This is a genomic window from Paenibacillus sp. NPDC058174 (assembly GCF_042883865.1).
Classification (GTDB): Bacteria; Bacillota; Bacilli; order Paenibacillales; family Paenibacillaceae; genus Pristimantibacillus.
In genome coordinates this window covers 98,415-109,669 of record NZ_JBHVUY010000005.1, presented here as the reverse complement: position 1 = coordinate 109,669, position 11,255 = coordinate 98,415, and the positions used below count along the sequence as shown (strand labels likewise).

The following is an 11,255-nucleotide window of genomic DNA, read 5'->3' as shown; positions in this document are numbered from 1 at the left end:
ACGACGACGAAATAATGGTTAAATTATGCACACCCGCCGAATAGAGTAATAGTAGATTGACAAGTCGGGAGGTATCGGCGGGTGCAAATACATACCGTAAGAAGAGGAGAATCCGTCTGGCAGCTCGCTAGACAATACGGAGTGAGCGTTGAGGCTCTTGCCGGGGTGAACGGGTTGGAGAACCCGAACAGACTCGTCATCGGCCAGGCGCTCATCATTCCGACGAGCGCCGGCAGCCATACAGTATTGCCTGGTGAGACGCTATGGTCCATCTCTCAGCGATATGGAGCAACGCTGCAGGAGCTTGCTATCGTAAACGGGTTAAGCAATCCCGCCCTTATCTACCCCGGTCAGATCATCCGTATTCCTCAACCGGTCAAGCCGGTCATTGAAGTGAACGCCTACACGGAGAAATTCGGTGAACAGGGCGTCGCCATAACGAATGAAATCGCCCCCTATCTCACCTACATAAGTCCCTTCAGCTATCGCGTTCAGCCTGACGGATCCTTGAGCGCATTGGACGATACTGCCGTTATACAAGCCGCATATGGACAAAAAGCAGCACCAATGATGGTCATTACCAACTTCGAAGAAGACAATTTCAGTACTGCCATCGCCCACGCCGTGCTTACGAATCAGGCGGTTCAAAACCAGCTTGTAGCCAATATTATAGGTACGATGCGATATAAAGGCTATATGGCGCTCCATGTCGATTTTGAATATGTTGCGCCAGCGGAACGGGAGCTGTACAACCGTTTTTTGCAGCGTCTCGTCTATACGCTTCATCCGTATGGCTATCTCGTCTCTACTGCGCTTGCCCCCAAGCTGACGGCAGATCAGCAAGGAACGCTGTACGAAGCCCATGATTACGCTGCACATGGACGCATCGTTGATTTCGTCATTCTGATGACTTATGAATGGGGCTGGTCCGGCGGGCCGCCGCTCGCGGTTGCCCCGCTGAACGAGGTCGTCAAAGTGCTGCAATATGCATTGTCCGTCATTCCAGCGGACAAAATCGTTATGGGCATGCCGCTTTACGGCTATGACTGGACATTGCCCTACGCCAAAGGCAATAAGTGGGCGCCGTCTATCAGTCCGCAGGAAGCAGTTGCACAAGCCGCGAAGTATGGCGCAGAAATTCATTACGATCCCGAATCGCAATCGCCATATTATCACTACTATGATGAGCAAGGTCATGAGCATGTGGTCTGGTACGAGGACGCCCGCAGCGTGCAAGCCAAATTAAACATCGTGAAGCTGTTCAACCTCCGAGGTGTCAGCTACTGGGTGCTCGGCGTGCCGTTTCCGCAAAACTGGTACGTGCTTAAGGAAAACTTCCGGATTAAGAAGCTGCTGTAGCGCATGGCAAGGGAATTACTTCTCCATCCTGCAGCCCAACTTTGCATCGCCTCTTGTCAGCTGTTGATTTCACGCTGGTCTATGTTCTATGTTCTATGTTCTATGTTCTCTAAATAGCTGCAGCCCGCCAATCGGCAGGTTTTTTCCTAGTCATGTCGTCCTCTTCCCTTATTTTCGTCCAAAATGACGGGTTCTCCTTATTAAGGTCGATAAGTTCATATCAGCGGCATCTGATTTCCGAACTGAGAAAAAACTTGCCTTATATCGCAAAATGGCCGCCGATTGAACGAAATTCACTCCATTTAGAGAAAACAGACGACTTAATAGCGAAATTCTTTTCGCAGCAGCATGGCGCTCATCAATTCCCCACCGCCAGACAGCACAAAACCCGGCAGCCATCATCGCATTCGATGATAGCTACCGGGTTCGTTTTTTCTAAATAACCTAACCTTCTTGCCTCTCTGCCCCTTACTCGCCTTGGCTCGCAAGCTTGCCGTTCACAAGGTTGTCGCCTTCGGCTTTCCCCTCTTCAGGAGCTTTGTTCGTTGTGCGAAGCGGAATTTCTTTGATGAAGAATGTCAGTACAACCGCAACGACCAGAATAAGTGCGCCTGTCAGGAACACAGTCGACAACGAGGAGCTAAGCGCATCGCGCAGCATGTCAATAACCTTTTGGAAAATAGGCTGAATGTCAGCTGGCAAGCTTTCCATCGTGCTTTTCAGCGCCGGCTGGTCCGTCAGCATTTGCGGGTTCGCGAACTTCGCGAATTTCTCCGCAACAGCCGGATCAAGCTTCGACAAATCTGCGCCGTGTCCGGTTTTCGCCAGATCGGTCAAGTTATGCTTCAAGCTTGAAGCCAGTACCGTACCCATTACCGCGATACCAATCGTACCGCCAAGGTTACGGAACAATTGCATTGTCGCTGTAGCAGCGCCCAGCTCTTTATGCGGTACTGCGTTTTGGATCGTCAGCGAGAAGACCGGCATACCAAGACCAAGTCCTAAGCCGAAAACAATCATCGCCAGAACAGCCATCCAGACGCTATTCATAAATACCATGATAACCATGCCCGCAAGCATGATCGGCATGCCGATCAACGCAAAACGTTTGTATTTGCCTGTCTTGCTGATCAGCGAGCCGCCGATTGCACTCGTAATAACCATACCGATCGACATCGGCATCGTAACATAGCCGGCATGTGTCGGCGAGATCGCCAATACGCCTTGTACGAAGAATGACAGGTAGATGAGCGCGCCCATCATGCCGAAGTTCATAATAAAGCCGATTACGTTAGACAGTGTAACGGTTTTGTTTCGGAACATATTAAGCGGTAGAACCGGGTTTCTCGCCGATCTTTCGATCAGCAGGAAAATGATTAACGAAACGAGTGTAATACCGAACAGACCGAGAATTTCTGTCGAAGCCCATTCGTATTTGGAGCCTGCCCAAGTGAAAGCGAGCAGAAGCGGTACGATAGTTGTCGTCAGGAACAACGAACCAAGGTAATCGATCGATTCGCCTTTTTTGTGAGCCGTTTTCGGGAACAGGAACAGGATCATCGCAAAAGCGACAACGCCCAGCGGCAGGAAGATCCAGAATACCCAGTGCCAAGCAAGGTGGTCGATAATGTAACCGCCGAGAGTTGGTCCAATAACGCTGGAGAACCCGAATACTGCGGTCATCAGACCGGTCCATTTGCCGCGCTCGCGCGGCGGGAACAAATCGCCTACTGCGGTAAAGGCAGTCGCCATAATAATACCGGCACCAACGCCTTGAATGCCGCGGAACGTAATGAACTGATAAACGTCAGTCGCGAGGCCCGAAGTGAAAGCGCCGATAACGAACAATAATATACCGACGAGCAGGAACGGCTTCCTTCCGTAAATATCGGACAGCTTGCCGACCAGTACGGTAGCAATTGTCGAGGTCAGCATGTAAATTGTAATCGTCCAGGTATACAGCTCCATCCCATCCAAAATCGCAATGATGCGCGGCATTGCTGTACTTACGATCGTCTGGTTAATGGCTGCGAAGAACATCGCGACCATGATGGCGATCATAATGGTTAACTTGCGCTTGCTTGATAAGTGCTCCATGATTGTCTTTTCTCCTTATGATTATAATTTCTCTATATTCGCAATCAGCTGCGCAAAAATGCGCTTCAAATGCTGAATGTCTTCATCAGGCAAACGGGTAAACAGCGATAAAATCGTCTCTCTTTGCGAATCGAGCAGCTCTTCAATCATTAATTTGCCCTTTGGCGTAATTTCAATGTAAACAACTCGCCGGTCATCGGTTGCACGCTCGCGCATAACGTAATCTTCAGCTACAAGCTTGTCGGCTACGCCGGTAATAGCGCCGGATGTAAGTCCCATTGACTCCGCCAGCTCAGAGACTTTGAGCTTGCCTTCCAAATGAAGACGGAACATCATTTTGAACTGCGTATAGGATAAGTTATGTGTCATTCGTTTATTCCACTCTTGATTAATGGAACGAAGCACACTGCGGAACTGCCCTGAGAATGCAATCAGCTCAGCGCTTCTGTCCATTCCAATCCCCCCTTTCCAATTGCAGGAGCCTAATTTATCATTTACGCTCGGGCGAATTACTTTAGAACTAAAACAATTAACAGCAAAGTATTTACTACTATATATCTATTTCATAAAGCAGTCAATTGACAAAAAAAGCCTTCCGCAAGGCTGCAGACGTCTGTCGTCGGCATATGACCTTGCAAAAGGCTTTTATCTTGATAAAGCTCGTTATCGCGCCGTTTTAAGCGTCAATCCATACTGTTTTCTCGGAAGCCGGCGTTCTTTTGCCGTCTGGAGGCGTCATATCGGCATATCCGAGGTAGATTAAACCGACAAGCTGCTCCTCGGCATCCAGTCCGAACGTATCCTTCATCAGCGGATGATACATCGGATCTCCGGAGCGCCATACACCAGCAAGACCGTTAGCATGTGCGGACAGCAACAGGTTCTGAACAGCCGCATGGGAAGCCGCGATCTCTTCAGCCAGCGTGGCCCGCGGATCGTCAGACGGCGAGCATACAGCAGCGATTACGACAGGGCTGCGGAATGCCTTCGCACGCTCCTTCTCCAGACGCTCTTCCAGCGCTGCGCCGATCCCCGTATCCAGGGATGCGAGTGCGACGCGGGCATAGCCCTCGCCCAGCTTCGCTCTTCCTTCGCCAGTCATCACGATGAATTTCCAAGGCTGGGTATTGAAGTGGCTTGGAGCCCAAGTTGCGGCTTCCAGTATTTTCTCTAGCAGAGCCCGATCAACCGGGTCCTTCTTCAGTCGCCCAATCGATCTTCTGGTGCGGATAGCTTCTTCTAAATTCACGATTTCAACCTCTCCCTTATTCACCTATTTCATAGTAGAACCAACCTTAATTGAACCAGTTAGCGTACTCCCCATATCCTTCTTTCTCCAGATCCGCGCGAGGAATAAAACGCAGCGACGCAGAGTTAATGCAATAGCGAAGCCCGTTCGGGCCTGGACCGTCATTGAACACATGCCCCAAGTGCGAGTCTCCCTCTGTACTGCGAACTTCCGTACGGACCATGAAATGGCTCGTATCCGTCAGTTCCTTTATTGCCGCTTCTTTCAAAGGCTTCGTAAAGCTCGGCCAGCCGCAGCCGGAATCGTATTTCTCGCGGGAGCTGAACAGAGGCTCGCCAGAGACGATATCGACGTACAGCCCTTCTTCCTTGTGATCCCAGAACTCGCCGGTGAAAGCGCGCTCCGTCGCATTATTTTGCGTCACTTCATATTGCAGCGGTGTCAGACGGCTTTTCAGCGCTTCTTTGTCCTTGTTGGCCGTCCAGTTATGCTCGATAAAAGCATCGCGTCCCGAGCCTTTGCGATACATTTTATAACGAAGCTTATTCGTATGATGATAGCCCTGATGATAGTCCTCTGCCGGATAAAAAGGTTTCGCAGGCTCAATCGCAGTTACGATCGGGCGGTCAAAGCGTCCGCTCGCCTGAAGCTCCGCTTTGGAAGCCTCTGCTTGTATCCGTTGCTCTTCTGTATAGTAAAAGATAGCCGGCCGGTACGAATCGCCCCGGTCATGGAATTGTCCGCCCGCATCAGTAGGATCGGTCTGGCGCCAATAAACGTTCAGCAGCTTCTCATAAGAGAATACTTGCGGGTCAAACGTAATATGAACGACTTCCGCGTGGCCTGTCGTCTCCGAGCAAACCTCTTCGTAAGTCGGATTTTCCTTATGGCCTCCGCTATAGCCGGATACAACAGACAAAATGCCCGGCGTCTCCTCAAACGGCTGCACCATGCACCAGAAGCAGCCTCCTGCAAACATCGCTTGCTCCACTTGCTGACTCATTTATCGAACCCTCCTAAAAGTTTTTCGAAGCAAAACTTACTTCGTAAGCCCATTACTATTTTCACGAGGCATACTAGGCCCGTAAGCGTATGCTTCGTTATACACCTGCGCTCCGTTTTTACGGAAGCGCCTAAGCAAGCATATACCCCGTTTTTACGGAAGCAAAACCTGCTTCATGAGCTCATCCTTCAAGCTCTGTTGACTCTTATTATAACGCATCTAGTCAATCCCACAAACTGCTGGGCAAACCTGGGCGCTTTTCTTTGTTACAATGTAGTGACACCCGCAACATTCGCCATCATTCGACCGTTTTATTGTATAGCTATTGGTTGAACGCAGTTCGTTCACTTCCCATCTTCCTAATCAATTACGCCACAGAAGAGGTGAACGCTAACAATGACAAGTCATGCACCGCTGGAATCGGCGGCATCCTCGATTTACGAACGATCGCCCCGGAACCGGAGAAGCAAAAAGTATTTCTTCTTATTTATAATGGTCTGGCTCATGCTGATTCTAATCGGCATCGCCGGCGCCAAGCTTTACAGCGATCATATTCAGCAGCAAGTAGCCGCCGACCTGGAACGCCAGACCGCTTCGCAAATCGCCGATATGCAGAAGCAATACGAGGAGCGCTTGGACAAGCTGGAAGCCAGCTACAAAGAGGACCTCGCCAATCTGGAAGGGAAAGTCGACGCGCTTAATGAGCTGCTTACCTTTACAAAAGACAATGCTGATGTCAAAACAGATAATAGCAATAAGCTGTATAGCCAGTTAAATGAAGTGAAGAAGAAGCTGAATGAACTGCAAAAAAGCTTGGATGTGCTGAAATGAGCAGCAACAGTGTCCGCTATTTGAACCGTACGCTGCTGCTTGCCTGTACACCTTTTCTAGGCATGCTGGTATGGCTGTTGTTCTCGGATGTAGCCGTCGTCATGGGCGAAGGCGCTTTTCCCAAGCTGGAATCAAGCGCAACTGAAGAGCAGGCTCCCAAGCCTGCCTCCAAAGCGGCAGAGGGACTGAGCAAAGCCCAGGAGACTGCTTCTGAGACGAGCCAATCGATCAAAAAGCAAATCAAGCTGTACAATCAGACGAACGAAGAAATGAAGCAAATCGTCAATAAGGCGACCACGCAAGCCAAACGGCCTTTTGAGATTTATGACCGCATCATTACCTCCAAGCTTGGCTCGCCTTCCGGCACCATCGATACAAGCAAACTAAGAGCGCAGCTGTTCTACATACAGGCCGATTATTTCAATGCCTATGCGCTGAAGCTAAAGCTGAAGACGGGAGACGCTATGCAGATGGCGCTTGGAGGCGACCGGTACGGCGGTGCCGAGACGACGCTGGAAGCCGTCAAACGGACAGGAGCCTTTGCGGGTGTTAATGCAGGGGGATTCGCCGATGGCGGCGGCAAGCGCTATCCGCTCAGCACAACGATACTGGACGGTGAATATGTAGACGGATTCGAGCCCTCCTACTCCGATCTCTTCTTCGTCGGTTTGAATGAGAGCAATAAGCTCGTTGGCGGCAAGTTCACGAACCGTCAGGAGCTTGACAACAAAAACGTCAAGTTCGGAGCTTCCTTCGTCCCCGTCCTGCTGAAAAACGGCATGTCGACGACAATTCCGCCGAAATGGCAGTCCAGCCCCGCCCGGGCTCCGCGTACCGTCATTGCCAACTACAAGGACGATCAATTGCTTGTTCTCGTCGTGGACGGGCGCAATGAGGGCGGCAGCTCAGGCGCTACGCTGGCCGAGCTTCAAATTCTGCTGCAACGTTACGGCGCAGTAGACGGCTACAATCTGGACGGAGGGGGCTCCTCCTCTCTCGTCTGGAATGGACGGATCATTAACAAGCCTTCCGACGGCCAGCTTCGCAAGCTGCCGACCAACTTTCTATTTTTCAAATAAATAGGTACGGACTTATACATTTCCGTATAAAACAAAGAAGCGGCGCCCTTTGAGCCAATGCCATTAAGTTAACTAACCTTAATGACATTGCCCTTGGGTGCCGCTTCTTTCTATTGCCGGGGCGCCGGTCCAGTCCGCCTCCAGCCTATTCAATTCTAGCCTGTAGCTTCGCTTATTCTCCGCCGAGGAAAATGAAACGTCCAAGTACGAGCAGAGCAATAATCCACATGAGCCAGTGAACTTTGTATTTGCCTTTGCCCGTTACATTAGCAACTGTTGCAAGCAATACGTAAGTGACTACGCCGAACGAAATGCCGTTCGCAATGTTGTAAGTGAAAGGCATCAGAGCGAGCGTCAAGAACGAAGGAATTGCATAGACCATATCCGAGAAGTCGATCTCTTTGATCGATTGCATCATGAGTACGCCTACGATGATCAATGCAGCATTCGTTGCCGAACCCGGAACGAGTGCAATGACCGGTGCTACGAAGATCGCGATCAGGAAGCAAAGACCCGTCGTAACCGACGTCAGGCCTGTCCGGCCGCCTTGCGCCACGCCTGCGGAGCTTTCTACGAATGCCGTTACCGTACTCGTACCCAGCATTGCGCCGCCGCTTACGCCGATTGCATCGACGAACATCGCTTTGCCGACGCGTTTTTTGCCTTCTTCCTGATTTTTCATCAGGCCGGCACGGTTTGCCGTACCAACAAGCGTTCCGAACGTATCGAACAGCTCAACGAACGTGAAGGTCAGGATGACCGTTACAAGACCTACTTCGATAACGCCTGCAAAATCAAAATGAACGAAATTCAATTTACTGAAGTCAGGAACCCATGTTTTGCCTGTCAGCGTTTCTTTCACATTGGTTTGACCCGTAAGCAAGGAAATAATTGTTGTGCCGACAATACCGAACAAAATTGCACCCGGCACGCGCAGCACCATCAGAACTGCGATCAGAACGAGACCAACAATCGTCATGTACACATCAGGCGAAGCAAGATGTCCCAAGTGAATAACCGTTTCCGCGCCAGCCAAATCTGTGTAGGCACCCTCTTGCACATCGCGGAAAGTCGTTGCCGCAATCGTCATCAGGCCGCTGCCTTTCAGACCGATAATCGCGATAAACAAGCCGATACCTACCGTAATCGCATGTTTCAGACTGTCCGGTACCGCTGTAATCATCATCTGGCGGATTTGCGTCAGCGTCAGAATAATGAAGATAATACCGGAAATGAAGACGGCAGTCAGACCCATTTCAATCGAGATCGGCTTGTTCGTTGCCGCTGATGAAATGATGACCGATGCAAAATACGCGTTAAGCCCCATCCCAGGCGCAAGCGCCACCGGGAAGTTCACGAACAAGCCCATTGCGATGGAGAAAATACCCGCTGACAAAGCCGTTGCCAGGAATACCGCTGTCCAATCCAAGCCGGCTGGCGTCAGAATAATCGGGTTGACGGCCAGAATATAAGCCATCGTCATAAATGTCGTCAGACCGGCCATAATTTCCGTTCTGATGTTAGAACCGTGTTCCTTTAGCTTAAAGAAACGTTCCATTATTAACATAACCCCCCAAAAATGTGTGCAAGCAGTACAAAGAGCCTAGGAATTGGGACATGCGGACTACCGCAAATCTCATCTCCTAGGCTCTGCAAAACGCGGAAAAGTATTCCGTGGACCGACGGACTTTCCCTCGCCTTTCGTAGCCTGATCATTTACGGTGATCGAGTAGAGACTCTCAAGCCAATTCTTGAGATTATACGAAAAGAGTTATAAAGTTATATGTTTGCCGTCTCTTATTCTAAAGATCAACGATTCCTTTTGTCAATAGATTTCACGAACGTTACCCACACAATCACTTGCAATATTCGGTTTTAACCAAGCATTGGCAATAAGGCCCGCAATTCATCATCGGCAGGCCTTCTGCCATAATCCGCAATTTCGAACGGTTCAGCATATCGGACCTTGGCTGCATGTGCGCCATATTCTCGTTCTAAAGTCGCAGTCATCTCCGGCGACACGTCCAGAAAGCTGCTCCAGTGCTCCAGAATATATGACCGCCTCGCCTCCCAGCCTTGCGGAACCTGATCCAGCAAGCCCCGCTGCCAAGGCGCGAATTCATAGAACTGGGATGCGTGGGCATCGCAGCTCAGCAGCTTTTTCTCCAGCACCGTTTCAATGTCGATGACAATATCGGCCGTATAAAACGCACGTTTGCCGTAATCCGGCATTAGAAGAAATAGCGGCGAGCTGTCGAGCGGCGGCGTATCCGGCACCGTATTCGGCACCTTCGCTATGAAATCGGCAGCGTCGCGCACCAGTCTCCCTGCATTCCGGTTGTCGACATGTCCGGTCCCTTCGGGATGGAAGGTAATGACGATATCTGCCTGCCAGTCACGAATTTGCCGGATGACCTCCTCCCGCACCTCAAATCCCGTCGTCAGCCTGCCATCTGAGATGGGCAAAATGCTGTAGGCCAGCACCCCAAGCCGTTTCGCCGCCTCCACAGCCTCCGCCGCCCTGCGATCTACCAGCTCTTGCCCGCTGATCGCATAATGGCCGCAATCGCCATTCGTCAGCGAGACGAACTTCACCCGGTGGCCCAGCTCTGCGAACAGCGCCGACGTCCCTCCCGCATAAATCTCCGCTTCATCAGGATGAGCCGCAATAATAATTACGTTAATAGGTTTTGTCATGGTTCGTGTCTCCTCATTGTGCATCGTTTATTGTAATGTCTTGTAGAATTTCTAATTCTTTTGAGCTTCTCTTAACCTTTCACCGCGCCAGCCGTCAACCCTTTAATTACCGTTTCCTGGGAGAAAATATAAAGCACAAGCAGCGGCAAAATCGAGATCGCGATCGCCGCCATCATCGCCCCGTAATCCGTACCGTAAGCATTCGATACGAGCGACAGCAGCACCGAGATCGGCTGCATATCGCGAACCGGCAAGTAGACGAGCGGCAGCAGCAGCTCGTTGTACGACCATAGGAAGACCATGATCGACACCGTCGCGAAGATCGGCAGCGACAGCGGCAGCGTGATGCAATAGAAGATTTTCCAAATTGCCGCTCCGTCCATGACTGCTGCCTCCTCCAGCTCTCCCGGCAAGGAAGCCATAAAGCCGGTCATCATCATAATCGCGAAGCTGAGATTGCCGGCAATTTGGGGCAAAATGACCGATAAGTACGTGCCGTTCAGTCCAAGCTTCTCGATAATGACGAAGTTCGGGATAATGACCGCGAATTGCGGCAGCAGCATACAGATGACAAATAAATAATTAAAGTACGGCTTAAGCCCAAACTTGAATCTCGCTAATATGAAAGCGGCCAATCCGCCGAACAGCGCTACGCCCAGCACGACAGATCCCGATATGATCAGACTGTTGAAGAAGCCTTTAACGATATTGATATTGCCGTATTCGCCCAGCTTCCAATAATTCGTAAAATTAAATTGATGAGGCAGCGCAAAGGACTGCATTAAAATTTCATCCGACGTTTTGAAGCTGTTGAGCAGCACCCACAGCAGTGGCAAGATCGTCGTACACGCCCACAATACGAGAAGCGCATACACCATCAGCTTCGCTGCGCCTGGCCGAAGCCCCTTATTCACCATATCCGTATCTCCTTCTCAAGCAG

The 11,255-nt window shown here is 50.6% G+C and carries 10 protein-coding genes and 1 riboswitch; of the genes, 3 read left to right on the top strand and 7 right to left on the bottom strand.

The features are described from left to right. Nucleotides 1-81: 81 nt before the first annotated feature. Nucleotides 82-1,359: a glycoside hydrolase family 18 protein gene (locus ACFVVF_RS22495; RefSeq protein ID WP_387814471.1), complete on the top strand. Its 1,278-nt coding sequence runs from the start codon at nt 82-84 to the stop codon at nt 1,357-1,359. A 468-nt stretch (nt 1,360-1,827) separates the two neighbouring features. Here ACFVVF_RS22495 and ACFVVF_RS22490 read toward each other — a convergent pair whose 3' ends face one another. From ACFVVF_RS22490 to msrB, 4 genes are all read right to left on the bottom strand, one after another. Next, the gene (locus ACFVVF_RS22490) at nt 1,828-3,456 is read right to left on the bottom strand and encodes an MDR family MFS transporter (protein WP_387814469.1); all 1,629 of its coding nucleotides are present in this window, start codon (nt 3,454-3,456) and stop codon (nt 1,828-1,830) included. Between the two features lie 21 nt (nt 3,457-3,477). After that, nucleotides 3,478-3,909 (bottom strand): MarR family winged helix-turn-helix transcriptional regulator, encoded by a 432-nt coding sequence (locus ACFVVF_RS22485; protein ID WP_387814467.1) that lies wholly within the window; start codon nt 3,907-3,909, stop codon nt 3,478-3,480. A 223-nt stretch (nt 3,910-4,132) separates the two neighbouring features. After that, nucleotides 4,133-4,705: a nitroreductase family protein gene (locus ACFVVF_RS22480; RefSeq protein ID WP_387814465.1), complete on the bottom strand. Its 573-nt coding sequence runs from the start codon at nt 4,703-4,705 to the stop codon at nt 4,133-4,135. A gap of 46 nt (nt 4,706-4,751) precedes the next feature. Further along, on the bottom strand, nt 4,752-5,708 hold the full coding sequence (gene msrB, locus ACFVVF_RS22475) for a peptide-methionine (R)-S-oxide reductase MsrB (RefSeq protein ID WP_387814464.1): 957 nt from the start codon (nt 5,706-5,708) through the stop codon (nt 4,752-4,754). A 396-nt stretch (nt 5,709-6,104) separates the two neighbouring features. On the opposite strand from msrB, the gene ACFVVF_RS22470 reads away from it, so the two are divergent. After that, a complete protein-coding gene (locus ACFVVF_RS22470; protein WP_387814462.1) occupies nt 6,105-6,539 on the top strand; it encodes a hypothetical protein in 435 nt (144 codons plus the stop codon). Continuing rightward, nucleotides 6,536-7,618: a phosphodiester glycosidase family protein gene (locus tag ACFVVF_RS22465; RefSeq protein WP_387814461.1), complete on the top strand. Its 1,083-nt coding sequence runs from the start codon at nt 6,536-6,538 to the stop codon at nt 7,616-7,618. Before ACFVVF_RS22470 ends, ACFVVF_RS22465 begins: the two co-directional genes overlap by 4 nt. Nucleotides 7,619-7,790: 172 nt before the next feature. On the opposite strand, the gene ACFVVF_RS22460 is transcribed toward ACFVVF_RS22465, so the two are convergent. The 3 genes from ACFVVF_RS22460 to ACFVVF_RS22450 form a co-directional block, all read right to left on the bottom strand. Beyond that, nucleotides 7,791-9,176, bottom strand: coding sequence for an NCS2 family permease (locus tag ACFVVF_RS22460; protein ID WP_387814459.1), 1,386 nt, complete (start codon nt 9,174-9,176; stop codon nt 7,791-7,793). A gap of 126 nt (nt 9,177-9,302) precedes the next feature. Continuing rightward, nucleotides 9,303-9,403: riboswitch (purine riboswitch) on the bottom strand. A 90-nt stretch (nt 9,404-9,493) separates the two neighbouring features. Continuing rightward, complete coding sequence (locus ACFVVF_RS22455) at nt 9,494-10,315, bottom strand: PIG-L deacetylase family protein (RefSeq protein WP_387814457.1); 822 nt, start codon at nt 10,313-10,315, stop codon at nt 9,494-9,496. A 71-nt stretch (nt 10,316-10,386) separates the two neighbouring features. Beyond that, nucleotides 10,387-11,232 carry a carbohydrate ABC transporter permease gene (locus ACFVVF_RS22450; protein ID WP_387814455.1) on the bottom strand — a complete coding sequence of 282 codons (846 nt, stop codon included), beginning with the start codon at nt 11,230-11,232 and terminating at the stop codon, nt 10,387-10,389. Nucleotides 11,233-11,255 lie beyond the last annotated feature (23 nt).